Origin of the sequence: Paenibacillus sp. FSL W8-0426, from assembly GCF_037969725.1 — a bacterium.
Taxonomy (GTDB): Bacteria; Bacillota; Bacilli; order Paenibacillales; family Paenibacillaceae; genus Paenibacillus; species Paenibacillus hubeiensis.
The window spans coordinates 1153708-1180199 of record NZ_CP150203.1 but is presented as its reverse complement, the minus strand read 5'-3'; the positions used below and the strand labels follow the sequence as shown (position 1 = coordinate 1180199).

General features: G+C 55.8%; 23 protein-coding genes. 12 read left to right on the top strand and 11 right to left on the bottom strand.

Annotation, left to right across the window (positions count from 1 at the left end; genetic code table 11):
• Positions 1–224 precede the first annotated feature (224 nt).
• Together MKY59_RS05325 and MKY59_RS05320 are read left to right on the top strand one after the other, a co-directional pair.
• Positions 225–1004, top strand: a complete 780-nt coding sequence (locus MKY59_RS05325) for a futalosine hydrolase (protein WP_339276411.1) — start codon at positions 225–227, stop codon at positions 1002–1004.
• Positions 1001–1834 carry a 1,4-dihydroxy-6-naphthoate synthase gene (locus MKY59_RS05320; RefSeq protein ID WP_236420177.1) on the top strand — a complete coding sequence of 278 codons (834 nt, stop codon included), beginning with the start codon at positions 1001–1003 and terminating at the stop codon, positions 1832–1834. The genes MKY59_RS05325 and MKY59_RS05320 overlap by 4 nt, the downstream gene beginning before the upstream one ends.
• A 362-nt stretch (positions 1835–2196) precedes the next feature.
• On the opposite strand, the gene MKY59_RS05315 is transcribed toward MKY59_RS05320, so the two are convergent.
• Positions 2197–3198, bottom strand: coding sequence for a Gfo/Idh/MocA family oxidoreductase (locus MKY59_RS05315; RefSeq protein ID WP_339276410.1), 1002 nt, complete (start codon positions 3196–3198; stop codon positions 2197–2199).
• Positions 3199–3410: 212 nt separating this feature from the next.
• Here MKY59_RS05315 and MKY59_RS05310 point away from each other — a divergent pair, with 212 nt between their 5' ends.
• The 6 genes from MKY59_RS05310 to MKY59_RS05285 all read left to right on the top strand — a co-directional run bounded on the left by MKY59_RS05310 (position 3411) and on the right by MKY59_RS05285 (position 9924).
• Entirely contained in the window at positions 3411–4157 is a 747-nt protein-coding gene (locus tag MKY59_RS05310) for an ATP-binding cassette domain-containing protein (protein WP_236420179.1), read from the top strand.
• Positions 4158–4171: 14 nt separating this feature from the next.
• The gene (fetB, locus tag MKY59_RS05305) at positions 4172–4921 is read left to right on the top strand and encodes an iron export ABC transporter permease subunit FetB (RefSeq protein WP_236420180.1); all 750 of its coding nucleotides are present in this window, start codon (positions 4172–4174) and stop codon (positions 4919–4921) included.
• Positions 4922–4958: 37 nt separating this feature from the next.
• Positions 4959–6710, top strand: coding sequence for an AraC family transcriptional regulator (locus tag MKY59_RS05300; protein ID WP_339276408.1), 1752 nt, complete (start codon positions 4959–4961; stop codon positions 6708–6710).
• A 207-nt stretch (positions 6711–6917) separates the two neighbouring features.
• Positions 6918–7889 carry an iron ABC transporter permease gene (locus MKY59_RS05295; RefSeq protein ID WP_339278331.1) on the top strand — a complete coding sequence of 324 codons (972 nt, stop codon included), beginning with the start codon at positions 6918–6920 and terminating at the stop codon, positions 7887–7889.
• Positions 7889–8932, top strand: coding sequence for an iron ABC transporter permease (locus MKY59_RS05290; RefSeq protein ID WP_339276406.1), 1044 nt, complete (start codon positions 7889–7891; stop codon positions 8930–8932). Before MKY59_RS05295 ends, MKY59_RS05290 begins: the two co-directional genes overlap by 1 nt.
• Positions 8933–8973: 41 nt before the next feature.
• Entirely contained in the window at positions 8974–9924 is a 951-nt protein-coding gene (locus MKY59_RS05285) for an iron-hydroxamate ABC transporter substrate-binding protein (protein ID WP_339278330.1), read from the top strand.
• A gap of 123 nt (positions 9925–10047) precedes the next feature.
• Here the strand turns inward: MKY59_RS05285 and MKY59_RS05280 are convergent, their stop codons facing one another.
• From MKY59_RS05280 to MKY59_RS05265, 4 genes are all read right to left on the bottom strand, one after another.
• The gene (locus MKY59_RS05280; protein WP_339276405.1) at positions 10048–10470 is read right to left on the bottom strand and encodes a macro domain-containing protein; all 423 of its coding nucleotides are present in this window, start codon (positions 10468–10470) and stop codon (positions 10048–10050) included.
• A 36-nt stretch (positions 10471–10506) separates the two neighbouring features.
• Entirely contained in the window at positions 10507–11403 is an 897-nt protein-coding gene (locus tag MKY59_RS05275; protein WP_339276403.1) for a TIGR02452 family protein, read from the bottom strand.
• Positions 11404–11408: 5 nt separating this feature from the next.
• Positions 11409–11900 (bottom strand): NADAR family protein, encoded by a 492-nt coding sequence (locus MKY59_RS05270; RefSeq protein ID WP_236420185.1) that lies wholly within the window; start codon positions 11898–11900, stop codon positions 11409–11411.
• 96 nt (positions 11901–11996) lie between these two features.
• On the bottom strand, positions 11997–12926 hold the full coding sequence (locus MKY59_RS05265; RefSeq protein ID WP_339276401.1) for an NUDIX domain-containing protein: 930 nt from the start codon (positions 12924–12926) through the stop codon (positions 11997–11999).
• Between the two features lie 280 nt (positions 12927–13206).
• Here MKY59_RS05265 and MKY59_RS05260 point away from each other — a divergent pair, with 280 nt between their 5' ends.
• The 3 genes from MKY59_RS05260 to MKY59_RS05250 are packed head-to-tail and all read left to right on the top strand — an operon-like array spanning position 13207 to position 17306.
• The gene (locus MKY59_RS05260) at positions 13207–13641 is read left to right on the top strand and encodes a MarR family transcriptional regulator (RefSeq protein WP_339276399.1); all 435 of its coding nucleotides are present in this window, start codon (positions 13207–13209) and stop codon (positions 13639–13641) included.
• A 40-nt stretch (positions 13642–13681) separates the two neighbouring features.
• Complete coding sequence (locus MKY59_RS05255; RefSeq protein WP_339276397.1) at positions 13682–15490, top strand: ABC transporter ATP-binding protein; 1809 nt, start codon at positions 13682–13684, stop codon at positions 15488–15490.
• Positions 15483–17306: an ABC transporter ATP-binding protein gene (locus MKY59_RS05250; RefSeq protein WP_339276395.1), complete on the top strand. Its 1824-nt coding sequence runs from the start codon at positions 15483–15485 to the stop codon at positions 17304–17306. Before MKY59_RS05255 ends, MKY59_RS05250 begins: the two co-directional genes overlap by 8 nt.
• Positions 17307–17397: 91 nt before the next feature.
• Here MKY59_RS05250 and MKY59_RS05245 read toward each other — a convergent pair whose 3' ends face one another.
• Complete coding sequence (locus tag MKY59_RS05245; RefSeq protein WP_339276394.1) at positions 17398–18972, bottom strand: ATP-binding protein; 1575 nt, start codon at positions 18970–18972, stop codon at positions 17398–17400.
• Positions 18973–19171: 199 nt separating this feature from the next.
• Between MKY59_RS05245 and MKY59_RS05240 the strand changes: the two genes are divergently transcribed.
• Positions 19172–19501, top strand: a complete 330-nt coding sequence (locus MKY59_RS05240; protein WP_236420191.1) for a hypothetical protein — start codon at positions 19172–19174, stop codon at positions 19499–19501.
• Between the two features lie 177 nt (positions 19502–19678).
• Here MKY59_RS05240 and mglC read toward each other — a convergent pair whose 3' ends face one another.
• The 5 genes from mglC to MKY59_RS05215 form a co-directional block, all read right to left on the bottom strand.
• Positions 19679–20698: a galactose/methyl galactoside ABC transporter permease MglC gene (gene mglC, locus MKY59_RS05235; protein WP_236420192.1), complete on the bottom strand. Its 1020-nt coding sequence runs from the start codon at positions 20696–20698 to the stop codon at positions 19679–19681.
• Positions 20699–20713: 15 nt separating this feature from the next.
• Entirely contained in the window at positions 20714–22219 is a 1506-nt protein-coding gene (locus tag MKY59_RS05230; RefSeq protein WP_236420193.1) for a sugar ABC transporter ATP-binding protein, read from the bottom strand.
• A 71-nt stretch (positions 22220–22290) separates the two neighbouring features.
• Entirely contained in the window at positions 22291–23364 is a 1074-nt protein-coding gene (locus tag MKY59_RS05225) for a galactose ABC transporter substrate-binding protein (protein ID WP_236420194.1), read from the bottom strand.
• Positions 23365–23557: 193 nt separating this feature from the next.
• Positions 23558–24709: a substrate-binding domain-containing protein gene (locus MKY59_RS05220; RefSeq protein WP_339276390.1), complete on the bottom strand. Its 1152-nt coding sequence runs from the start codon at positions 24707–24709 to the stop codon at positions 23558–23560.
• Complete coding sequence (locus tag MKY59_RS05215) at positions 24684–26483, bottom strand: sensor histidine kinase (protein ID WP_339278329.1); 1800 nt, start codon at positions 26481–26483, stop codon at positions 24684–24686. Before MKY59_RS05215 ends, MKY59_RS05220 begins: the two co-directional genes overlap by 26 nt.
• Between the last annotated feature and the right edge of the window lie 9 nt (positions 26484–26492).

The following is a 26492-nucleotide window of genomic DNA, read 5'->3' as shown; positions in this document are numbered from 1 at the left end:
CGGAATCGCGTTATTTTTAAGATTGAATATGAATAAAGTAACATAACATTTTACTTTGACCAGGTTCGCAATTTGCGGCGATTGGCAGAATTCCATGGAATTTCATACGCTTCAAGGTTGTTCTCCGCTTTTGGATTCCGTTAATATGGAGTAGAGGACATGCACTCCGGCATGACGTGTACTGTCCAAATACGACTATTTCAGTCTAAAAGGGAGAACCATCGATGAATTCGTCAAATGAAGCTTCGACTCATATAGGACAAACCGCTCAAGCACCAGGCGCTTCCGTGCCCCGCGTATTAATCGTCACCGCCGTCGACGCGGAAAAGGATGCCGTGCTGCGCGGTCTGGGCGACAACGCCGCCGCGCGCTTCGAAGTGATCGCTGCGGGGGTCGGCCCCGCCTCCGCCGCAGCGGGCACTGCCGCTGCGCTGGCCTATGCTTCGCCGGCCGCGGCAGCAGTGCCCGGACCGGGCAGCCCGGCCGGAACCGCTAACCCACCGGCGCCCTATGCGCTGGTGGTTAGCGCGGGCATCGGCGGGGGCTTTCCCGGCCGGGCCGCCGTCGGCTCCCTCGTGGTAGCCGACGCCATCGTTGCAGCCGATCTGGGCTCGCAGACGCCAGACGGCTTCCTCAGCGTGGACGAGCTCGGATTCGGCTCGTCCATGGTGGCGGCGGACGCTGCGCTCGCCGCCCGGCTGCGCCAGGCGCTGGAGCGTGCGGGGCACGCGGCCAGCGGCGGCACCGCGGTCACCGTGTCCACGGCGACCGGAACGGCCGAAATGGCCGCGGAGCTGCTGCGCCGCGTGCCGGATGCCGCCGCCGAAGGCATGGAGGGCTTCGGCGTGGCTACGGCGGCCGCGCGGTTCGGCATCCCCGTGCTCGAGCTGCGCGGCATTTCCAACGCGGTCGGCCCGCGCGACCGCGACGCATGGCGCATCAAGGATGCCCTGGATGCGCTCCAAACCGCCAGTTCCATTCTCAGGGAGGTACTTACATCATGAAAATCGCTTTTTCCCCTTGTCCCAATGACACATTCATTTTCCATGCCTGGGTGCATGGCCTGATTCCGGGCGCGCCCGAGCTGGACGTCCGCTATGCCGACATCGACATCACCAACGGTCTGGCTGCCAATCCAGGCGGCCCGGACGTATTGAAAATTTCCTACGCCGCGCTGCCATACGTGCTGAACGAATATGCCCTGCTGCCTGCCGGAGGCGCGCTTGGCCGAGGCTGCGGACCGCTCGTGCTGACCGCAAACGGAACAACCGATCCGGCCTACTTGTCCGGACGCCGCGTTGCCGTTCCGAGCGAAAAATCAACGGCCTACTTGTTGTTCCGGTTATGGGCGGCACAGAATGTTCCCGGCGGCGTCGGCGAAATCGTCGTCATGCCGTTCGACCAGATCATGCCTGCAGTCCGCGACGGCCAGATCGATGCCGGCCTCGTCATCCACGAAGCCCGCTTCACGTATCCAACGTACGGGCTGAAACTGATGACAGACCTCGGCAGCTGGTGGGAGAGCGATACAGGCCTGCCGATTCCGCTCGGCGCCATCATTGCGCGCCGCGGCATGGATGTGCAAGCCTTGGCCGGATGGGCTCGTGCTTCCGTCGAATATGCCTGGGCCAATCCGGAGGCATCCAAGGCATACGTCATGGAGCACGCCCAGGAGATGGACCCCGACGTCGCTGCCCAGCATATCGCCCTGTACGTGAACGAGTTCAGCGCCAACCTGGGCGAGGACGGTTACGGCGCGATCACTGCCCTGCTTGGGCGGGCCATGAAGGAAGGGCTTGTTCCCGAATTTGATCTAAATCTGCTGCGCAATTAAACAAAATGGGGCTGGAATGACATAAGTGGTCACTCCAGCCCTTTCCTATAAACGTTGTATATTCTAACAAACCTGACGCATCTTATTTGACCGCATTTCGCCAACATTATTTCTAACGAACTTTAGACACCCTATTTACCGGAATTCGGGTCCGAATTGCTCATTTTGTCTCCAATAAGGTGTCTGAGGTTCGTTAGCCATTTTCATCATTGAAAATCTGCAAAATAAAGTGTCTGAGGTTCGCTAGAGCTCTGATTTATAAAACAAGTGCTGGAACTGCGTCCACTTCAAAAAAATGGAGCAACCCCAGCACTCATTTCAAAACTCATGACTACCGTCTGCGTGCACTTCGCACCCGACATTTACTCAAATTTATAACGTAATCCCCATTGACCGCGAATGGTATCCATCAGCTTCATGATTTCCAGCGATTCTTCCAGCGGGATGACCGTGCTCTCCGTGCGCCCTTCCAAGATGCAGCGACCGGCTTCCTCAGCCTCGAAAGCATAACCGATGCAAGTCCGATCATCTTTAAACGTTTTCGGTTCGTCCTGACCGTTCTGGTGCAAATAGGCCTCTTTGCCTGCAAGGAAGAATGGCAAACGAATGTAACCCTCGGTACCGTAAATGACCGCTTCATTGCTCAGGTTGAGCCGCACCGCGCCATTCAGCGAAGCCGAGCGCCCGCCCGGGTAGGACAACAACACCGAGAACTGCTCGTCCACGCCGGTTTCGCCGATATGGGCCGTGCTCCACACATTCTGTGGCTGCTCTCCAAAAATCATCGACGCAAATGAAACCGGATACACGCCGGCGTCCAGCAAAGCGCCTCCGCCCAAATCCGGATTAAGCAGCCTGCTCTCCGGTTCCCAGCCGATCCGGAAACCAAAATCAGCCTTTACGAGGCGTACCTCGCCGATCTTCCCTTCGGCAATCCATTGTTTAGCCTGTACAACGGGCGGCAGGAAACGGGTCCACATGCCTTCCATGAGAAAAAGCTTGTTCTCCCGCGCCGTTTCAACCAGCTGCTCCAGTTGGCGGGCATTCATCGTGAACGGCTTCTCGCACAACACCGCTTTTCCGGCTTCCAGGCAGGCGAGCACGTTTTCTTTATGAAACGGATGCGGCGTCGCGACATAAACGATATCCAGTTCCGGGTCCTGCAGCATTTCGTTGTACGAACCATAACTGCGTTCAAATCCATGCTCTCCCGCAAATCGGGCTGCACTTTCCTCCGAGCGCGAAGCCACGGCATATTTCGCCGCATTTCCCGCATGGGCAAGATCTTTCGCAAATTGGGAAGCAATCCAGCCTGTACCCATAATGCCCCAATTTACTTGATTTCGTCCGGCCGTGTCTGTCATGATATATCCTCCTTGTCATGGATCATCGAAATACGGATGTTCAACATTATGATTCCACCCCTTATGGCACAAGTCGAAGACGACTCCCCTTTATCTTACCAAAAACAACCTTTTGTTGCAGTTGCTTTCCGAAGCCGTCACGGACGGCGATTTTCATTGCTCATCATTTTTGCTAAGATGATTAACATCATGTTGGAAAGGGCGTATGCGGCTTGTCTACATTAGTATCCATCCATCAGTTGGCCAAAGTGATCGGCACCGAAGAGCAGCGCCTTCTGTTCAGCAGCGTTGAGGCCGCGATCGATCAAGGCGAACGGATCGCTGTACTGGGCGCTTCCGGTCAAGGGAAAAGCACGCTGCTTCGCATCCTCGGCCTGCTAGACGCGCCCAGCGAAGGCGACATGTTGTATAATGGCATCTCCTATCGCGCCTCCGATCCCCGAAACTGGCGCATGCGCATGACGTATGTCGCGCAGCAACCGGTAATGCTCGCAGGCAGCGTGGAGGATAATTTGAAAACCGTGCATCTGCTGCATCGCAAACCGTATGAAAAAGAACTCGCCGTCGAGCTGCTGGCCGGCATGGGGCTTGCCGGGCTTGATCTGCACAAGCGGGCCGGTGATCTGTCGGGCGGGGAAAAGCAGCGCGTCGCGCTGATCCGCTCCTTGCTGCTGCGTCCCGAAATCCTTTTGCTGGACGAGGTTACGGCGTCTCTGGACCTGGTCAACGCAAAGCTCGTGGAAGCTCAGCTCACAAGGTGGAGCAAGCAGGAAGGAACTTCGCTGGTATGGATCACCCATGACCAGGAACAAGCCCGCTCCTTCAGCGACACCGTCTGGTTCATGGGCAATCACACGCTGCTGGAGCGCCAGACCACGACCCGATTCTTTGCCGCGCCGGAAACCGAGCCTGCCCGGCAATACCTTTCACAATCCGATTCCGCCCTGAAGGCAGATTAAGGAGTGGTGCACTTATGTCCATCTTTGCATTAAGCTTCACGGTTGTGTTTATCATGATTACCATGCTCGTCTCCGTATGGCAAAAGCTCGGGCTCGAACGCGACATTGCCGTGGGCACGGTTCGTTCGGCCGTTCAACTGCTGCTTGTCGGTTATGTGCTGCAATTCATATTCAATACCGATCATCCGATCCTCATCGTGGCCATCGTCGCTTTCATGATTATGGTCGCCTCGTTCAATGCTGCCAAACGCGGCAAAGGACTGCGACGGGTCGGCCTGCATATTGCCATTTCGCTCGCCGTGACGGAAATGCTTATGATGGGACTGCTGCTTGGCCTGCACATCGTGGAGCCGACGCCGCAATACATCATTCCGCTCAGCGGCATGACCATCGGCAATGCGATGGTGGTTGCAGGACTGTTCTTGAACCAGATGAAACGCGAAGTCGAGACGTCCAAAGGCGAAATCGAAACGCTGCTCGCTCTTGGAGCTGCCCCCAGACGTGCTTTCCAGGACGTGCTGAAGCGTGCGGTCAAAGCAAGCATGATTCCAACCATCGACGGCATGAAAACCGTTGGTCTCGTTCAGCTTCCCGGCATGATGACAGGCATGATCATTGCCGGCGCCGACCCTGTTGAAGCAGTACGGTATCAGATTTTGATCGTGTTTGCCTTTACCAGCTCCGCCGCGATTACCAGCATCATTCTAAGTTTGCTGACATACAGGCAATGGTTCACTTCCGATATGCGGTTGCGTTCCCTATAATCGGCTTTCATCCATTTTTCGAGAGGAGGATTCGCTCATGTTTACTAACCAACCTGATTCTTTAGGAGCTGATTCCTCCGGATTGGCCGTTTCCGTTTCCCATTCGTCACATGCATCCAGACGGCACACCGAATCGAAGAGTACGCCGGAAGCCTTGGTTCAACCCGATCTGGACGCATTCCTGGCCAATGCCCTGATCGAACTTCGCCAAGCGGTACGCATCGCGAACGACTCCGGCATCGATTGGAGCAATCCTTTCCCGGAACGGCATGTTTTCATTTATCTGCATAAATTTTCAGGCAAGCTGATCGTGGATGGCGCGGAAAAATCGGTCGCCCGCAAATCGGCTTACCTCTGCCCCCCGGGAGCCCCTCTGAAGCTGATCGGCGATGCGGACCAAGAACTAGAGATATTCGTGCTTGCTTTCGATCTGTTCCGTGCAATCGAAAAGACGGATGCAAGGCGCACTTACGAGCGGGAGTCCGATTTTCCGGTAAAAGGCTGGATTCGGGGTCCTTTTTACGGCATACAGCGCATCGCCTCCCAATTGGCGGAAAATGCCGAACTGGGTGAATTCAAACGCCAACGGCTGATCACCGATCTGTTATGCATGCTGTGGGCCCAGGAAGAATCGGATGCCCCTGCTCACGATCAGGAACAACCGGATGCTTGGCTCCATGCCACGATGCAGTACATGCGAGATCATTACATGCACGAGATCAAATTGGAGAAACTGGCCGACATTGCAGGCATGCATCCATCGTATTACTCCCAGCTGTTCAAAAGCCGGATGCATAAAAACCCTATTGAATACCTGACCCATCTGCGGATGAATCGTGCCAAAGAGCTCATGCTGACCTCGGACCTGCGCATTCGGGACGTTGCGCGCAGCGTCGGATACCGGGACGAATTTTATTTCAGCCGCCGCTTCCGCAGCCACTCGGGATTCGCACCGACCATCTATGTCAAACAAGTGCATCGAAACGTCGTCTCCCTGTCTTATCCATATACGGATCATTTGATAACGCTCGGCATCACTCCCTGTGCGGCGCAAATCCAGGGGCAGCTGCCCCATTTGCCCAAATCGCTAACCCTGCCGTTCCATGCTCACGAGCCTTGGGAACAAGGACGCCAGGCCTTCCTTGACGTCAAGCCCGACCTAATTCTGACCAAGGACAATGCTGCGGCCAAAGCGCTGGAACATATCGGGGACATCGCGCCGATCATCACCATTCCCTGGAACAAAACGGACATGTTCGGCCATCTGCAAACGATAGCCGGCATCATGGACCGTGAACATGCCGCAAAGGAATGGCTCGAACGTCATGACCGCAAGGCGGAGCGCGCCCGCAAACGCATCCGGGAGACGTGGGGACAGGCTGCCGTAGCCGTCTGCACCTTGACGGACAAAGGACCGCGAATGTACAGCAACCGCAATTTCGGCCATGTGTTCTACCGCAGCCTGCATTTGACGCCGCCCGATCGAATCCGGGCTGAACTGGCAGGCAAACCGACGGGCGTCGGCTTCAACTGGTTGCCCTTTACCCCCGGCGAATGGGATGGCCTTGAAGCGGACATCTTGATCGTAGCCATCACCTCCATGCAGGGCCGCGCAACGGTGCTGCAGCAGCTTGCAGCCGATCCGCGCTGGCAGCGTCATCCTGCCGTACGCCATGGGCGCGTGCATGTCATTGATTGGAATTCGTGGGTGGTGTATGCTCCTTATTCCATCAACCTCCAGCTGGATGAGGCCGTTCAGCTGTTGACGGGCAAAGCACCGATTATGTAATCTGAAAAATGTCCATCCCGAACATCTTAATTTATGTCATGTACGGGCATGAATTAAGATTTTATAATGATCTCTAATTGATAATGATAATCAATAACAGCAGCAATGCTTCGTTGTGCTGGCAACAAAGGAGTGACCCGCATCCAACATCCTGCTTGGCCAAATCGGAAGCCCAACTCGTCCAGAAATGCGACAACGGTTGGACTGATGTTCTTGTCTGCCCTCGCCGTCCTGCTGATGATCCTGTTCGTCTCGATCTCGCTTGGAGCCAAATCGCTGACGCTGGAAACGGTGTGGGCAGCCATATTTCAATATAACCCGGCGCTGACGCCCCATCAGATCATCCATGAGCTGCGCCTGCCCCGGGTCATTGCCGCGGCTGTCGTCGGCGCTGCCTTCGCCGTTGCCGGTGCGCTCATGCAAGGCATCACCCGCAATCCGCTTGCGGATACGGGCGTGCTCGGCATCAATGCCGGCGCATCGTTTATGGTGGCGCTCAGCTTTGCCCTGTGGCCCGGCTTGCCTTATGCCTGGCTGATGGGCATTTCCTTTGTCGGCGCGGTCCTGAGCACGCTGTTTATTTTCATACTTGGCTCGGCTGCGCCGGGCGGGCTTTCATCGATCAGGCTCACGGTGGCCGGGGCCATCGTCGCGGCCATGCTCAGCTCCCTGAGTGCAGGCATCGCCATCTATTTCGACCTCAGCCAGGACCTTGCATTTTGGTATGCGGGCGGCTTTGGCGGCATGGAGTGGCGGCATGTCAAACTCATCGTTCCGGTATTGCTGATCACGCTGCTGCTTACCATGCCGCTGGCCCGCCGCATATCGCTGATGTCCCTCGGGGAAGAGGCTGCCGTCAGCCTGGGCATCCGCCTGCGCTGGACGCGGATGCTTGCGCTCGCCGCCGTGGTCGTGCTGGCAGGCGTGTCCGTCTCTGCCGTCGGTTCCATCGGTTTCGTCGGACTGGTCATTCCGCATATTTCCCGCAAACTGGTTGGCGTCGATTATCGGCTCATCATTCCGATGTCCTCGCTGCTCGGAGCCATTCTGCTGGTGCTGGCCGATCTCGGATCACGCATCGTCAATCCGCCGGAGGAACTTGCCGTGGGCATCATGGTCGCCTTTGTCGGCGTGCCGTTTTTCCTCTTTCTGGCCCGTAAGGAAAGGAGGGCCTTATAGTGAACCCAAACCGAAACCAAAATCAAAACCAAAAGAACGCCGCTTCGCGCACACGACGATCCATTACGGTCAGCCTGATCCTGTTGGCTATCGCCTGTGTCGTCATTATCGTCAGCCTGAACACAGGCACGATTCGCCTGTCGCCCATGGCGGTGCTGCAAACCCTGTTTGGCGGCGGTTCAGAGGCGGACCATATCGTACTGTTCGATTATCGCCTGCCGCGCATTCTGATCACCGTGCTCGCCGGAGCTGGTCTTGGCGTGGCGGGTGCTGCATTGCAGGGCATCACGCGCAATCCGCTGGCCGATCCGGGCATTCTGGGCATTCACGCGGGTGCAGCGCTGGGCCTGATGGCGTTCGCCAGCCTTTCTTTTTCGATGGACAGCTCTGTCGCATTGCTGATCCCGCTCTTTACCTTTGCGGGAGGCATGCTCTCGGCATTGATCATCATGCTGCTCGCCTATGATCGCCATAACGGGGTATCCCCCATCAAACTCATTCTGGTGGGAATCGCCGTTGCGGCTGGATTTCACGCGCTGACGCTGTATTTGTCCCTGCGCCTCGATGAGGACACCTACTCCTTCGCGGCTCGCTGGCTGGCGGGAAGCGTCTGGGGAAGGGACTGGGTCCACGTCGCCGCCCTGCTCCCCTGGATCTTGCTGTGCATCCCTTACGTCTGGAGCCGTTCCAAAACACTGGACGCCCTAGGGCTTGGGGATGCCGCCGCCACGGGAATCGGCACGGCCGTAAAATCCCAGCGCATATGGCTGCTCTTGTGCACGGTCGCCTTGTCGGCCGTCAGCGTGTCGATGGCGGGAGGCATCGGCTTCATCGGGCTTGCGGCTCCGCACCTGGCACGGAGGCTTGTCGGCCCGATGCATCGCCACTTGATTCCGGCTGCCGGATTGATCGGCATGGTCATTCTCGTCGCAGCCGATACGGTGGGGAGAACCCTTTTTCAGCCCAATGCGATTCCTGCCGGAATTGTCGTTGCTGCACTGGGCGCACCCTATTTCCTGTATTTACTCGTCCGTACGCGTTAACCCCTATTCCAATGAAACCAAGGAGATTTCGAATATCCATGATCAAGAAAAACCTGATGTTATCCATATGCGCCGTCCTGCTGCTTTTGCTGGCGGCATGCGGCAATGCAGGCACGTCAACCAACGCTGCCGACAACCGTTCTTCCAATGCCTCCTCGGGACAAGCGGGTGACCGTCCTGCTTCCGATTCCACCGGCGAACAACGCATCGCGTCCATGTCGATCCACCTGACCAACGACTTGCTCGCATTGGGCATTACGCCCGTTGGTTCAGTTATTGGCGGCGAGGCCAAAGCCTTCCTGTCCCATGTAGCCGACCGTTTGCAGAACACGACGCCCCTGGGCCCGGTCAAAGACCCCGATATGGAAGCCCTGCTCGCTTTGAAACCGGATGTCATCTACCTGGATGAGGAATTCTCCGGCGACGATCAAGCCAAATTCGAAAAAATCGCGCCGGTTCACGTCTTTAATCTCGATGATGGCACATGGCACGACCATTTGAAAGCCATAGGCAAACTGGTGAACCGCGAAAAAGAAGCCGATGCGTTCATCGACCATTACGCCAAGGAAACGGAAGAAGTGAAATCGCTCATCCATGACAAAATCGGCGACGGCAAAGTCATGGCCATTCGCGTGACCGCCAAGGAATTGCGCGTATTCAGTACAGCTCGTCCAATGGGACCGATCCTGTTTGACGATCTCGGATTGACCCCGGCCAACGGGATTACCGATATGGATGCCTCGAAGCCCTATCAGGTCATCTCTCGCGAGGTGCTGCCGGACTATGATGCCGATGCCATCTTCGTTGTGGTGAATTCGGATGACGAAGCGAAAAACATGTTCGCCGAGCTGCAAAGCAATCCGATCTGGCAAGGCCTGAAAGCCGTCAAAGCGGGACATGTATACACCATCGGCGCCCAGCCATGGCTCGACTACTCCGCCATCGGCAACCAGATGGCGATGGATGAAGCCAAAGAAATGTTCTCGAAATAACAGCAGGGCCAATGAAAACACAAAAAACCTCTCTCCGGAAGCGGCGGGAAATGTGCAACGCGTATGCAAAAAGCACGTTCCCTCCCCTCGCGGAGCAGAGGTTTTGTTGTTTTGAGCCTCGAGTCATAGACTGCACACCACGATCTCGACATCTGTATCGGCGAAAACATCGCGAATGATGCCGCTAGCCTTCTCCCATTTCAATCGGTCAAGCCCACAGCCGATCTGCGGCATGGCCAATTTCTCGATCCCCTCTTCGAGACAGACATCCCTCATGGACTCTACGGCTTGGGTAAAGGAAGCATACGTCGGTTTGTACGAAAACTTAGCCTTTGTGACCAGGTTCAAAGTACGGCCGACGCGGTAACATCGCCCGATCTCCAATGGCTCGATCCTGGCCTGTTCCTGCAAGTTTTCCAGACCGAACCGCTGCCGAAACTGTACGGCAATGCCTGCCCCCATCCGGGCGTCCGCCGAAATGCAGTGGGCCAAAACGTAACGGTCATCCATGGCAAACAGGTCTTGTTGTATTTCGCGAAATTCCATCGCGGTTCCCCTCCTCCGGGCATGAATCCGAATCCGTCAGGCTTTGGCCAAACGTTCCTGAAAAGCCTTTAAGGTTTGCTGACCGCGACTGCGGTCATACACGGCAAATACGATCCGGTCAAACAGATTCCCGTATCCTTGACCAATCAACACGTCATGGAAATAAGCGGCCACCTTGGACGGGTCGTTTCGGAAAACGCCGCATCCGTATGCCCCAAGCACCATCGTGCGATGTCCATGCCCTGCAGCGACGTCCAAAATATAGGCAATACGCTGTTTCATCACGGCTTCAATCCGTTCGTCATCCGCCTCGCCCCGTTCCTTCACGACGCCTGCATTGACCGCAGGTGCCGTGATAAACGCGGAAGCATAATACTGGTCGAGCAGACGGTCTTCATCATCCCGAATGACCGGAACGCCAGGGGAATAGATCATATGATCCGAGTACAGGCAGGTTCGGAGTTTACGATTAAACTCGTACATTTCCTGCATTTGGGCAATGCATGGATACAGACCCGTAGCCCTTGCCAAACTTTCCTCCTGGGCCTGACTCCCGCCAAGGAAACCGCCGCCCGGATTTTTGGCCGAAGCAAAGTTCAGGCAGGCCGCGTCCTGTCGTCCTTCGCCTACGACCAGACGAGCTGCCGCAGCCAGCGTCGTTTCCCCGGTTACTTCGATATGCGATAATCCTGCCGAAGTGGTGGAATTGGCCGCCTGCATCGCATGAACTTGCTCGCTCACCTTTGGCAATTCCTCCGGTCGGTACAACACCGAATTTCGAATGGCCTCTTGCAGATCCGCGGCAATGCTCACCCGGCGATCATAGCCATTCACGTATTCGCCTGCCTCCAGAATCGCTAACGTCTCTTGCGCGATGCGTGCACGGCCCGCACGCTGTCCCATACTTTTCAGACCATTATGGTTTGTATTCATCTCGATCACTTCCCTATAAGTTCTTCTCGCAGCCGGGTCAAAATTTCACCCAGCCAATTGCTGCCTCTCCATGTACTTCGATTGCGAATTCGCGGGTCTTCTTCCGCCAGCCCAACGCCCCAGATGCGGTCATCCGGGCTTGCTTCCACAAGGGTGGTTCCCTTCGTATCCAGCAGGGCCTTCAGCAGCTGTTCGTCCTGCGTGAATTTGGCGTAGTTGCCTTCGTAAACGATGCGCCTGCAGTGTTCTTCCCATACAGCCTGGTCGAAGCCCGCCACCTGCCTGCCCAGCCTTTTTTGGACCGAAGGAGAATTTGCCTTCATAATATTGTCCGCGATGGCCTGATCCCCGAACAGCAGTGCTTTCTGATGCATCATGTACTGCTCCGCGCTGGAGTAGCTCGTGCCGTTTACCGTGAAACGGGCGGGATGCCACTGCGAGAACGGGGAAGCCGTCCGCCAAAAAAACGTAAATTTCTCTTTGCTCTCTTTGCTCATACTCTTATCCCCCTTTGCTTGAACGATTTGCTGATCTCATACTCTGTGCGGTTGTCCTACGCTCATCACCGTTCCTGAGAGTTCATGAGAACAGGTCTACATGTTTTCCCGTTCCGGGTTCAACCGGTATAAACGGGAAGGACGATGTCCCCCATGATCCGCATATTCGCCCGTCTCGACGACCCAATCGGCGATTTTGCGCCGGAATGCCGCAGGTAACCACTTTTTGCCGCCAACGACTTCATACACTTTCTGCAATGCCGTCAGCGTGAACGTTTCAGGCATCAAATTGAACGCAATATCCGTGTAGTCCACCTTGGAGCGCAGTCGAGCCAGCGCATAATGAATGATCTGTGCGTGATCAAAGGCAATGCCGTCCGTTTGCACGACTTTCATGCTGCTGCTCTGTACCCTTCCCGACGTCATTTCCTTCGTTTCAACGATCGCCGTCAGCTCCTCCGTGCCGTTCGTCAGCACCAGCTGTACCCTGCGCTCCAACGTGCGTCCACGCTCATGAATATGCCGCTTCTCCTCCAGCAGCCTCTCCTGCAGGCGAAACCAATCGGCTTCGCTCGCATCGTCCCCGGCCTCAAGCTCCAATTCCGTGCTGTCCACCAGCGCCATATACGAACAACTGATGACCCTTGTGCGCGGATCGCGATCCACGTCGCCCCACGTATACAGCTGCTCCAGATAGATATCGTCCAGTCCGGTCTCCGTCCGCAGCTCCCGTCTTGCGGCATCTTCCAGCGACTCTTGCATGGAGACGAATCCGCCCGGCAGTGCCCATTGGCCCATGAAAGGATGCCCTCCCCTGCGGATGAGCAGCAGTTCGAGCGCAGGCTCGGCGAGCTTCCGGTAATTTTCCTGAACTTCGCTGCGCACCGTAAACACCAGCATATCCACCGTTACCGAGGGACGCTCATAATCGGCCGCATCGTACGACGCCAGAAACTGTTCCTCGCTCATTCGTTCATGATCGCCGCGGTCCAGCTCTTTTCCTTCGAATTTCTCTTCATGCTCCATAAGCGAAAACCCCAATCCACGAACATCGTATTTTGTTATATACAATTTGTTATTAACAAAATGATATTAACAAATTAACACACCTCTCTTCCGGCTGTCAAATTTTCCAATTCTCGATATCTTTACATTCCAAAACTATGGTACAAAACACCAGTGTTCTCCCTAGAGTGCAAGTAAGGTTTCTGGCATTTTTTCGCTTTTGGGTGCGTTTTCACTTGACCATATGTCAAACCAAACTTATTATTTAGTTAGTCGACTAATTAAAAGGATGGGAGCTATTATGAAACCTGCCGGAAACGATCGGTTAATGGGACAGATGTCCGAACTCGTCAAATTGCAGCGATACATGGTCCACGAATTGCTGACGAACCACCCGGAATTGTACCCCGGCCAACCGCCCCTGCTCTTCAAGCTGGAACGGGAAGACGGCCAAACCCAGAAAAGCCTGGCCGAACAGCTTCATCGTGCCCCCGCCACCGTTACCGTCATGCTGAAACGCATGGAAGCCGCCGGATATGTGCGACGCGAACCGGACCCCAACGATCTGCGCAGTCTGCGGGTGTATCTCACCGATCTCGGCCATGCGGCCCTTCGTGACTTGCGGGAAGCCTTTCAGAAACTGGAACGCCATGCGCGCAAAGGATTTACGCCCGAGGAAACGGAGCTGATGTCTTCGCTGGTGCAGCGCATGGTGCAGAATCTCAAGGAGCTTTGATTCATTCATCAAATTCAAATTTTATGAGGTGATTATCTACTTGTGGACGCTCAAAAAATATTTGGCCCCCTATAAAACGGCGGCCATTCTTGCACCGCTGCTGATGGTGCTCGAGGTAGCCATGGACCTGCTTCAACCAAAGCTGATGTCGAGCATCGTGGACCATGGCGTGCTGGCAGGCAACCTGTCCCACATCGTAAGCACGGGACTGCTTATGCTTGCCTTTGCATTAATCGGTTGGGTCGGCGGTGCAGGCTGCACGCTGTTCTCCAGCAGAGCCTCCGTCGGATATGGCAGCGACCTGCGCCAGGAGCTGTTCGACCATATCCAGACGTTTTCCTTTCGCAACCTGGACGGATTCCAGCAAGGCTCGCTGATCACTCGCCTGACCAGCGACATTACCCAGATGCAGACGTTCGTGCAGATGCTGCTGCGCATGTTCATTCGTTCGCCGATGCTTATTATCGGGAGCGTGATCATGGCGTTTACGATCAGCGTCAAGCTGGCCCTGATCCTGCTGGTGACCATGCCCGTGCTGTTCATCCTGCTGTACGTTCTTATCAAAGCATCCTATCCGCTGTTTGCCGGCGTTCAGGAAAGGCTGGACAAAGTGAATGCCGTGCTTCAGGAAAATTTGGCAGGTATTCGCGTCGTCAAGGCGTTTGCGCGAGCCAAGCTGGAAAAGGAACGGTTCAACGAGTCCAATCAGGACTATACCAACACGGCCGTCAAAGCATGGCGCATCGTCACCCTGAACGTTCCCGTGTTAAACCTGATGCTGAACGCCACCGTCGTGGCCGTGCTGTGGTTCGGGGGCTTCCAGGTGACCAGCGGCGGATTGGCTGCAGGAGATCTGATCGCATTTATCAACTATGTTACCGTTGTGCTCTCTTCGCTGACGTCGATCGGCATGATGATGATGAGCTTCTCCCGCGCCAAAGTATCTGCCGCGCGGATTAATGAAGTGCTGAACACCGAGCCTGACATCCGATCAGCCAACTCCGATTCTTCAGCAGCGTCCAGGGTGCATCCGCTTGCGGCAGAAGCCGCAGCCTCAAGGACACCTCAGGGTAAGGGTGATTCCTTACCTACGCATAACCCGGACGCAGGCCGAATCGAATTCAGAGACGTTCACTTCCGTTATGACGGTGCGGATGCCTTGTCCGGCATCACGTTTACGGTTGAACCCGGGCAGAAGGTCGCCTTGCTCGGTTCCACCGGCTCGGGCAAAACTTCGCTGGTGCAGCTGATCCCGCGCCTCTATGATGCAACGCAAGGCGAGGTGCTCGTGGGGGGCACCGATGTTCGCGACTGGAACCTGGAAGAACTGCGCCGCCGAGTCTCGATCGTGCTTCAAGAGGCCGTGCTCTTCAGCGGCAGCATCCGGGACAACATTTGCTTCGGCAGGCCGGACGCGACGGAGACGGAAATGAGAACCGCCGCCAAGGCCGCCGCAGCCGACGATTTCATCGCCAAGCTGAAAGACGGCTATGGCACAGAGCTCGGCCAGCGCGGCGTCAACCTGTCCGGAGGACAGAAACAGCGGATCTCGATCGCCCGTGCATTGCTGATGCAGCCGAACGTGCTGATTCTGGATGACAGCACAAGCGCGGTCGATCTGCGCACGGAAGCCGGCATCCAGCGGGCCTTGAAATCGCTCATGAAGGACCGGACCACCTTGCTGATCGCACAGCGCATTTCCTCCGTGATGGATGCCGACTGCATTCACGTGCTGGACGAAGGACGGATCGTGGCCAGCGGCACCCATGAGCAATTGCTGGAATGTTCGCCGCATTATCAGGCGATCCATGATTCCCAGCAGCGAAAGGAGGATGTGCAGTATGGCTAAAACAGCAGATACACCGAACCAGCAGCATGTTATGCCGCCGATCGGAAGAGGCGGTCCCCCAGGCCGTATGCCGCTGCCCAAAGTGCGCGCCAAAAATGCCGGGCACACCCTGCTTCGCATCTGGTCCTACATGGGCCGCCAGCGAAAAGGCGTCATCGCCGCGCTTGTGCTCACGGCGCTGGGCACCCTGCTGAATCTGGCAGGTCCCTACTTGCTTGGCCGTACCGTAAATGAGCACATCGTGCCCAAATTGACGGACGGACTGCTCAAAGACTGCCTGCTGCTTCTGACGGTATACGTCCTGTCATCGCTCATGTTATGGGGCCAGTCCTATGTCATGATCGGGGTCTCCCAGCTGACGGTCAAAGATTTGCGTCAGGCTTTGTTTTCCCGGCTGCAGCAGCTGCCCATTCGCTTTTTTGACCGGAACCAGAGCGGGGATCTGATGAGCCGGGCCACCAATGACATCGATAATGTCTCGACCACGCTGAACCAGAGCTTGACCCAACTGATGTCCAGCGCCATTTTGCTGGTCGGATCATTGTCCATTATGGTGGCGCTGGATATTCGCCTTACGTTGCTTAGCCTGGTGACGGTGCCGCTGATCATGTTTGCCACGAAAATGATCGCCTCCCGCACGCGCAAACATTTTACGGCGCAGCAGAAGCTGCTTGGCGAGCTGAACGGTTTTTCCCAGGAAACGATCGCCGGGCAAAAGGCCGTCATGGCCTATAATCGACAAGAGGAGTCGCGCAAACATTTCAAGGAATTGAATGATAAGCTCCGTACGGCAAGCACGCAGGCACAAACCGTATCCGGCCTTGTCGGTCCGACCATGAATGTCATGAACAATATCGGTTTCGCCATTTTGGCGGCCGTAGGCGGTTGGATGGCTTATCACGATCTGACGTCGATCGGCCTGATCGTCAGCTTCCTCGCTTATTCCAGACAGGTTGAACGCCCGATCAACGATCTCGCGAACCAGTACAATCTGATTCAAGCGGCCATTGCGGGCGCAGAACGCGTTTTTCAAATCATGGATACGCCGGGAGAGTATGAAGAGGCACAGGATCAACAACTGGAGCGCATTAATGGGAAAGTGGTATTCGACCACGTATCGTTTGGATACGATCCCGGGAAGGAAATATTGAAAGAGGTCAGCTTCACGGCCGAACCCGGCCAGATGATTGCCCTCGTGGGGCCTACGGGGGCAGGCAAAACGACCATTATCAATCTGCTGCCCCGATTCTATGACATTACAGGCGGAAAAATCACGATTGACGGCCAAGACATCACCGGGCTTGATAAGGACCATCTGCGACAAAAGCTCGGCATAGTGCTCCAGGATGCTTACCTGTTCTCAGGCACGATTCGGGACAACATCGCTTATGGCAAACCTGATGCCACCGATGAGCAGATTATCCAGGCCGCCAAACTCGCCAATGCGCATGGATTCATCCGCAAGCTCGCTGATGGGTATGATACGCCGATTTTGGCCGGCGGGGGAAATCTCAGTCAGGGGCAGAGGCAGCTATTGACGATTGCGAGGGCGATTCTGGCCGATCCGGCCATCCTGATTCTGGATGAGGCGACCAGCAGCATCGATACCCGCACGGAGCTGCAGATTCAAGAGGCGATGCGCACGCTGATGAAGGGACGAACCAGCTTTGTGATCGCCCATCGACTGAGCACCATACGCGAGGCGGACCAGATTCTCGTCATCGATGCCGGCCAAATCGCGGAGCGGGGAACGCATGATGAGCTCATGCGCCAACACGGATTCTATTATCAGCTTCATCAAAGCCAGCGCAGCTAAAATTAGCTGATTTCATCTGCCCATAAAAAGATCGTGACGAACGCCGCACCGATTTCTCTTGGAATCGGATGCGGCGTTATTCGGTTTCCTTTCAGGAGACTCCGGCCACAATCGGCAAATGGAGCGTAAACGTAGATCCGATGCCGACCTCGCTCCGCACGGTAATTTTTCCGGCGTGATCCTGCGCGATCTTCTGGCAGAGGGCCAGTCCCAACCCGGTCCCTTCTTCCTTGGTAGTATAGAACGGATTGAAAATTTGCGTCAGGGCCTGCTCCGGGATGCCGCTGCCCGTATCCGTAATCGAGATCAGCACCTGTTCCGGCGCATGCAAGAGTTCGATATGCACCTCGCCCGGGTCATGCATCGCTTCAAATGCGTTGCGGATCAGGTTGATCAGCACCTGAACGATTTTGTCCCGATCCATGTTGACGACGATGTTCTCGTTCACCATATTCAAATACATGCGATGCCCCCGCGAAGCAGCGTCCGATTCGGTCAGCGACATCACCCGTTCCAGGCAGTGAGCGACCTGTTCCGGTTTCATATGTTTGGCCTGAGGCTTGGAAAACTGCAAAAACTCGGCCGTGAGATCCGTCACCCTCGTAACCTCGCTCATGATGACTTCATACCACGGAGCAATGTTATAGGCCTGTCCGCGGGACAACTGAAGAAAGCCCCGAATCGCTGTCAGCGGGTTTCGAATTTCGTGAGCCATGCCGGCCGCGAGTTCGCCTACCGCGCGCAGCCTTTCGGAGCGGAAAAGCTCTTCCTCGCTCTGTATCCATTTGTTGCGCTGCTGCTGAAGCAACCCGTCCTCCGCGATCGTAATGAATTGCTGCAATGACTCTGCGGTGCCTGGATATTCGGCAATGCTGTAGACCACCTGCAATGGACCGAAGTCCGCATCAAGCAGGTGGCTTAACCGTTCTTTGACATGTTCGGCACACTGCAATTCAGGCAAAATGATCGCGAACCGGTCCCCGGAGTATCGGGATATGCCCGCTGCTTCCGGGAACGCTTGCGTAATGCTAACGCTGATATTTTTGATGACAGTGCTCCAATGATCCTCACCATCTCGATGAAAGCCGTTCAAATTCTGAATACTGAGCAAAATCAGCAAAAACGGACGTTGTTCCGCAGCGGTCCGATTCAATGCGGTTATGTATCCTTCATAGTTCAAAAGACCTGTCAGCGGGTCATGCTGGGCCAGAAAAAAGTTTCGTTCCCGCAATTGGCGTTTTTCCGCCTCGCTTCTGGTCAACGTATGGTACAAAACAATAACGACGATTACCGTTAATATGTCAAACAACGAAACTAATGCCGTGTAAGAGCCTGTCGGCGTATAACTGAGCCGAATTATGGTATATTGGAACATCAGCAGCATGGAAATCGGCAGCGTGTGAGTGACACGCTGTTTATTCTCGATCATCGACAAAATAAGCATGTAGTAAAGCAGGCTGCACCAGTCCAGTTCGCTGAAATAATGGAATGTCCCCAGAAAAATCCATTGCACCAAACGCAATGCCGGATATTTCCGCTCTGCACAGATGCTTGCCATAAAGATCAATCCGGCCAAAATGGTAAGCCGGAGATTGGAGGTGTATCCCAGGTAAGAAGAGGACAGGATCACAAGCAAACATCCCACCGGAAAAATTATCATTTTCATCTTATAGCTCAGCAAACCCGCCTCGCCCCCTTTGACCATAAATGCTTCTACCTAACACCTCATTCACATGTATTATATCGAGTATGATTAGCTAATGTTGTCGATTATTGGAAGATGGGCAAATTCGTAATCATGCACAACCGCAAGCTTCAGGCAAAGTTGCACCACATTATGGTAATATATGTATTGAGGTGATTTCATGACGCTTCAACACAAAAAACTGGGTATCGGCTCGCTTTCGCTCCTGATCATTTTCCTGGGACTGTTGTTCAATCTGCCTACAGGCCATGATCACATTTCCTTCAGTCATCACCTGTTTCATTTTATGGGCGTGCCTGTGTACAGTAACGGCAACCAAGGACTGCATTATCCCTTCCTGGCAGCTGCGATATTCTGGGTTCCGGCTTTCTGGCTTGCGCGCAAGCACCGTTCTCATTACGGAACAGGTCTCTCCTATTATCTGTCCGGGCTAATGCTGGCTTTTTGCCTGATCGGCCCCCTAATCCTCATCCTGGATTGGTTCTTTTGAGAGTTATGGATGGAAGGCCAGCCGCATAAACGGAAATCATACCGAGCAGCAGGCAAAAAAAGCGGAATTCCGGGATGGAATTTCGCCTTTTTTGATATGCAGGTGTTTCAATCCATGGCTATCTTGATCATCCGGACCTAATATTTAGGTATAACGAAGGCATGAATGTGCATCCAGCTATTTTTTCGCTACGTATTTGCGAATGTCGAACGCAACGGCGGCGACGATAATCAAACCTTTGATAATAAGCTGCCAATACGGACTCACGCCGATAAAGGTCAGACCATAGTTGATGACGCCGAAAATGAGGACCCCTGCCATGACGCCGGGCACGGTGCCGATCCCTCCGGCGGTCGATACGCCGCCGACAACGCAAGCGGCAATAGCATCCAGCTCATACATGTTGCCGTAGTTGTTCGTGGCACCACCGGTGCGGGCGGCCTCAAGCACCCCGCCGAGTCCGTACAACGCACCCGCGATCGCATACAGCGCCACCAGGTTGCGTGCAACGTGAATGCCGGATACATGTGCGGCTTGAATGTTGCCGCCGATGGCGTACATGTTTTTGCCGAGACGTGTTTTGTTGAACACGACCCAGCAGACAAGGGCGATCGCTATGGCGATCAACACGATGTACGGGATCGAGTACCCTCCGCCCAAATCGATATACCCGGAACCGATAACGGTAAAATCGGGACGCAGCCCGCCGATCGGCTGCGACTGGTTCGGTTCGGTATCGAAGTAAATCGAGTTCAGTCCATATACCGCCACCATCGTGCCGAGCGTAGCAATGAACGGCGGCACGTTCAACTTCGCCACGATGATGCCGTTGACCAAGCCAACGGCCAAACCGGCCACGATGCCCACGAGGATCGGTATTCCTACCCACAAATGCGGCAGGTCGGGAAAGAAACGGTTGGCGTACTCATCCACCTGCAGCATGGATGCCGAGACCACGGCAGTCAGGCCGACGACCCGGCCTGCAGAAAGATCGACGCCGCCCGTAATCAGAATGAATGCCGCCCCCAGCGCGATGATGGCCCGAGTGGACGACTGCTGCAAAATGTCTCGCAATGTCGAGAATGCAAGGAAATTCGGATCGGCAATGGCGATGCCGACGACCAGCAGGATCAGCACGATAAAGATGGCCCGCTGCGTCACGTATTGCTTGACCTGGTTCACGATTGGTGTGTTCATCGGTTTCCCTCCCGACTAAGCCATGCGCTGCTGCGCGGCCAGTCTCATGATTTCCTGCTCCGTGGCATCGGCACCGTCGATGATCCCGGTCATGCGCCCTTCGCTCATGACCATGATGCGATCCGACATGCCGATCAGTTCGGGCATCTCCGAGCTGATCATGATGATGCTTTTGCCCTGTCTGGCAAGCTCGGTAATGATCGTGTAAATTTCGAATTTCGCCCCGACGTCAATGCCCCGCGTCGGCTCGTCAAGCAGCAAAATTTCCGGGTCGGTCAGAAGCCAGCGGGCCAACAGCACCTTCTGCTGATTACCGCCTGACAGGTTTCGAATCAGCGTGTTAACCGAAGGCGTTTTGGTTTTGAACTTTTGCGTCTGCTCGTACGCTTCCTCGCGCCCCTTCTTCTCGTCCAAAAGCCCAAGGCGATTCCGGTAGCGGCCAAGGCTTGCAATGATCGTATTTTCGTACACCGACAGCACCGGGAAAATGCCCGTAACCCTCCGTTCCTCCGTCAACAGCGCGATATTGTGGCGTTTCGCCGCCGCCGGGGAACCGATCCTCACCTTCCGCCCATGGATCGAGATCGTGCCCGAAGCAAGTCCGCGCAAGCCGAACAGCGATTCCATCAGCTCGGTGCGCTGCGCCCCGACAAGGCCGCCGATCCCGAGAATTTCGCCTTTTCTCAGCTCGAACGACACGTCCTTAAATGAATGCGGATGAATGGAAGTCAGTCCCTCCGCCTTCAGGATGACGTCGCCGGGGATATTGTTCCGCTCGGGGAAACGCTCGCTGAGATCGCGGCCCACCATACGCGTAATAATGAGATCCGTGGTCAAGTCCTTCGCTTCCCACGTGCCCACCACGAAGCCGTCCCGCATGATCGTGACTTCGTCCGAGATCGTCAGAATCTCTTCCATCTTGTGCGAAATGTAAATAATCGACACCCCGCGGCTGCGCAGCTCCCGGATGATCGCAAACAACTGTTCTACTTCCTTGCCGGTGAGGGAGGACGTCGGTTCGTCCATGACGATGACTTTGGAATGGAACGACACCGCCTTGGCGATCTCCACCGATTGTATTTTAGACACGGACAATGTCCGGGTCTGGGCCTTCGGGTCGATGTCCAGGTTCAGATCTTTGAACAGGGCCAACGTGTCGTCATACATGCGTTTCTCGTCCACGAACCAGCCCTTCATCGGAAATCGGCCAAGCCAAATGTTCTCCATTACCGGACGGTGCGGGACGGGATTCAGCTCCTGATGAATCATGGATATGCCGTGCTCAAGTGCAGCTTTGGAGCTGGAAATCTGCACCTGTTCTCCATCAATGCGAATCATGCCTTCATCGGGACGATACATGCCGAACAGGCATTTCATCAGCGTGGACTTGCCCGCCCCGTTCTCGCCCATCAGGGCATGCACCGTTCCCGGCTTGACCTTCAGCGTCACCTGGCTCAAGGCCTGCACGCCGGGAAACGCCTTGGATATGCCGTCCATCTCCAGCAGATACGGCGATTTCATGCTTGTTCTCCCCTTCCATAGCCTGGCAAAAAGGGACGTCCCCTCACGGCGGACGTCCCTGCTGTGCATTATTATTGGGCGTCGGCGATGTTGTCTTTCGTAATTTTTTTGTAAGCGATCCAGACGTATTTGCCGTCCGTAATGTCATAGCCCGTATTTTCCTTGGTCGGCGTCTCCCCTTTGGCGAGTACCGAAGCCAGCGCCACGGTTGCCGCGCCCTGGTTCTTTGCATCGTTCAGCACCGTGCCGAGCATCGTGCCGTCCTGCAGCGCCTGAATCGCCGGAGCCGTTGCGTCCACGCCGACGACCGGCATCGTTTTGCCGTCTTTGAAATATCCGGCCGCCTTCAGCGCTTCGATCGCGCCGAGGGCCATGTCGTCATTGTTCGCCAGCACGGCTTCAATTTTGTCCCCATGGGACGCAAGAAATGCCTGCATTTTTTCCTGTCCTTTGACGCGGTCCCACATCGCCGTATCCTCAGCCAGCGCCTCGACCTCGATGCCCGCATCCTGGATCGCCTGCACCGAATATTTGGTACGCAGCTCGGCATCCTGATGGCCCGGCTCGCCCTTCAGCATGACATACTGCAGCTTGCCGTCGCCGTTTTTGTCCGCTTCGGGATGCGCTTTCCAGTAATCCACGATGAGCTGGCCGGAAATCGTGCCCGATTCCTCCGCTTTGGCGCCAACGTAGTACACTTTATCCCATTTGTTCATATCCTCCGCAACCGGTTCGCGGTTCAGGAATACGACGGGAATGTCCGCTGCTTTTGCTTTGTCGATGATGACACCTGCAGCAGTCCGGTCTACCGGATTGACGGCCATCGCGTTGTATTTTTTGGATACAAACAGGTCCACTTTTTCGTTCTGCGTCGGCTGTGCGTTCTGGCTGTCCACGATGTCCAGTGCAGCTTTGCCTTCGGCCGCGGCGGTCATGGCATTGCGCACGCCGGTCATAAACGTGTCGTCGAATTTGTAGATGGCCACGCCGATCTTCGGCGTCTCTGCGACCGTTTCCGTTCCCGTCTTGTCGCCGCCCGTGTCGGTACCGGTACTGCCTCCCGCACTCTCTCCACCGCCGCTGCTGCAACCTGCCGCCACGACCATCATTGCAGTAACCAGCAGCGTCATCCATGTTTTCTTCATCCCTGATGACCTCCCCCAATTTCATTCGGTTAACCCGATGCCTTTATTATGAAAGGGTTTACATCCGATGCGAATACAATATCTTCATCCGTTTTATCGAAATCTTCCTCAATTCACCAGTTCGACGTCGTTCCTTCATGTTCTGCGGAACGTGTCCCGTCACCGACAAGCCTGACATGAAATCCCGCCCCGTTCATTGCACAAAAGGAAACAACAGCTTCTGGTTATCCATCCAGAACATATTGTCCGTGCCGACAAGCTTGGTTTCGAGCGTGACGCGCGTCTGGGTCTGGCCGCCACGCAGTCTGGCCACCGCCTGATTCAGCCCGAGATATCCCGCGCTGAAGCCATTCTGTACGATTAATTGCTGGAAAACGCCTTCCTGCAGCTGCGCAAGCTGCTGCTGCTCGCTACCAAAGGCGACGACGTTCACCTCCGCCGCCGATTCGCGCCGATTCAGCTCATCCGCCGCGCCAAGGGAGGCCATCTCCTGAAGGGCGATGATGCCGTTCACCGGGTTTCGGTCCAGCATCCGGGCTGTCTTCTGCCCGCATTCCTCCCGCGTGCCGCATGAAATTGCCGGAAGCACTTCAATCTCCGGATATGATCCCAGCGCCTCCATAATGCCCTGCTCCCGCCGTGCAAGGCCCGGATGGTTCAAAGGGTCCGAGCCAAGCAAAACGACGGTTCCCGAGCCATGGAGCAATTCCGCCATCGCTTCGCCTGCCTGGCGTCCAGCGTCTTCATGATCGATGGAAATGACGCTGGCAATGCCTTCGACCGGAAACTCATCGTTCAGCACGATGACGGGCACCGCTGTCCCCGCCGCGCCGGATTCTGCCGCCTGACGAACCATTTCCGTCAGCGCATGCTCGCTCATCGGGTCCACGATAAGCGCGGATGCCCCTTGCTTCAAAGCGCGTGCGACCGCTTCGATCTGCGCCTGCTCCCGCTCCTCAAGGGTTAACATGCCGGTGTCCGCCGACACGGCATGGCCCTTGGCGCGCGAGGCGTCTGCACCTGTGCCGACCTTATCGGACACGGCACTTCCCGAGGTCGGCTGTGCCGGCGGATAGGCCTCCACCGCAACCAGCGCGGCTCCGCTTTCTTTGGCCGCGGCCTCGGCGCCCAGCCGGATCGCCTGCGCCAGCTCGCCTGCGCCGGCGGGGGTAATCAGCGCAATGCGCAGCGGCGCTGAACCGGAACTGCTGCTGCCGGATATGCCGCCGCAGGCGGTGCTGATCAGCAGCAGACCCCATGCCGCAGCCGCCGTCAGCGCAAGCCGGCGTCTGCGAAGGAGGTTTCTGATCCAAACCGCATTAAGCCATCGTTCTTTTCTGATCATCCTGCTTTTCTCCCTCCTCTGGTACCCGCTGCACCGGAATGCGAATCCAAACCGTCGTGCCTTCCTCCAGCTCGCTTGCATATTCCAATCCATAAGCATGGCCGTAATACAGCCGAATCCGGTCGTGCACATTGCGCACAGCAACACCCGAACCCGCGCCGCTTCTCGCTATGGGATATCCTTGTGCCAACGCACGCAGCTGCTCCTCGCTCATGCCGACGCCATTGTCCGTAATTCGGTACACCAGGCAATCCGCTTCCCGATATACGCGTACTTCAATATGCCCTTCGTCCATGTCGTATTCGATGCCGTGCACGATCGCATTTTCGATGAGCGGCTGCAGCAGCAGCTTCAGTGTCAGGCAGTCCAGCGTATCGTCGTCCGCGTTTAAAGTGAAGCGGAATTTGCGTTTGAACCGCATCTGCTGGATCGTCAAATAATGGTGGGCATGCTCCAGCTCTTCTTTGACCGTAATGATCGTTTTTCCTTTGCTGAGGCTGATGCGGAACAAGCGCGACAGCGAGGTGATCATCGTGACGACCTCTTCGTTGCGGCTCATGCCGACCATGCGCACCATCGAATTCAGCGTATTGTACAGAAAATGGGGATTGATCTGCGCCTGCAGCGCTTCCAGCTCCAAACGCCGTTTCTGCTCCTGTTCCCGGATGATTTCATCCATCAGCGTACGGACTTTGTGCACCATCAGGTTGAAACGGCGCGATACCCGTTCCACCTCCAGCGGACCTTCGATGGGCAGTTCCACGTTGAAATCGCCGAGTTCCACCGCCTTCATCTTGCGTTCCATGCGCCGGATCGGCCGCGTTAAGCTGGCGGAAAGCATAAGGGATACGAGAACGGCGAGCACCAGCACCACCGCCAGCACGCGAACCATATACCCGCCGACTTCCTGCCGGGTTGTAAGCATCTCGTCAAGATAGGCAACGCCCACTATTTTCCATCCGATATTGGGGACGGATTTGACCGTGTTCAGCCTTTTCTGGCCGTCCGCTTCGTCTTCGTAGCTGCCTGTGGCCACAAGCGCCTGTTCGATGTTTTCGCTGCGCAGCCCCATGTACATCAATTGCTGCTGGGGATGATACACGATGTTGCCAGCGCTTTCGTCGATGATGTATACGTATCCACGCTGTCCAAGGCTGACCCTGCGGCTCAGCTCGTCCATCTGTTTGAAGTTGATATCCACCAGCAGGATGACCTGCTGCTCCTGTCCGTTCCGCTGAACGGTAATGCCTTTGCTCATGGAGACGACCCACCGATAGGGACCTTCGTACATGTTTTGGATGTGCGGCAACGAAAAACTCAAATGATCGGGTACCCGCAGCGCGGATTGGAACCACCCCTGCTGGGTGACGTGGGCGCTCGGCTTCAGTGCGGCCGCAGGCCTGTTTTTGAGCAGACGACCGTCCGAATCCAGCAGTGTGATGGACAGGATATCCTCCCTGCTGCTAAGCAAGGTGTCGAGTTGTTTGTCGACCTGCTCGCCTTCCCAGGTGCCATCCCGCAGCATATGCTCCTCGATCGCGCGATACAGATGCGACATGCTGCGGACATAATCCTCCAGATTGTAGCTGACCTGGTCCACGATCTGTTTCGTGCTCAGCTCGGCGCTGCGTTCGGCCGTTTGCGCGAATTTGTCGTAGAGCAGCATCGACATGATCGTAAGCACAAGCACGATGAACGCGGAAAAGGACAGCATGATGATGGCACCGATGCTGTTCCAGGCAAAGGACTGCAGCCCGGTGCGAACCCGGAGCATGCGGCGTCC